This window comes from Psychrobacter pygoscelis (genome assembly GCF_004335015.1).
Taxonomy (GTDB): domain Bacteria; phylum Pseudomonadota; class Gammaproteobacteria; order Pseudomonadales; family Moraxellaceae; genus Psychrobacter; species Psychrobacter pygoscelis.
The window spans coordinates 1-486 of record NZ_RQRU01000017.1; the positions used below are offsets into that span (position 1 = coordinate 1).

Here is a 486-nt window from a genome sequence, read left to right on the forward strand (position 1 = left end):
ATATGTTCATGTATCAATTATTGTAGCAAGTTACGGACCTTTTGCTTTAGGGATGATTTTAGGTATTTTCTCTTTATTTTTAATCATTTTCACCAATAAAAAGAATAAAAAGAAAATGGATATTCACCTAAAAGAACTTACCGTAATTAACGAAATGGCAGTAACTGTTGGTTTAATTATGCTGGTAATCGGAAATTTTTTAGGAGGTATGTGGGCTAATGAAAGTTGGGGGCGTTACTGGGGCTGGGATCCGAAAGAAACTTGGGCGTTAATATCAATTATGATTTATTCTTTTGTACTACACATGCGTTTAATTCCTGGATTAAGATCAAGATATACCTTTAATTTATGGTCAATAATGGCTTTCGCCTCTATTATGATGACATATTTTGGTGTTAATTTTTATTTATCAGGGCTGCATTCTTACGCTAGTGGCGACAAAGTAATTACCCCTAACTCTATTTATTATTCAATTGCTTTTGTTGT

The 486-nt window shown here is 32.5% G+C and carries 1 protein-coding gene; it reads left to right on the forward strand.

The annotated features are described in order from the left end of the window. Positions 1 to 486, forward strand: a 486-nt coding sequence (locus EGV92_RS13750; protein ID WP_165525635.1) for a cytochrome c biogenesis protein, incomplete at both ends; no start/stop codon positions are given.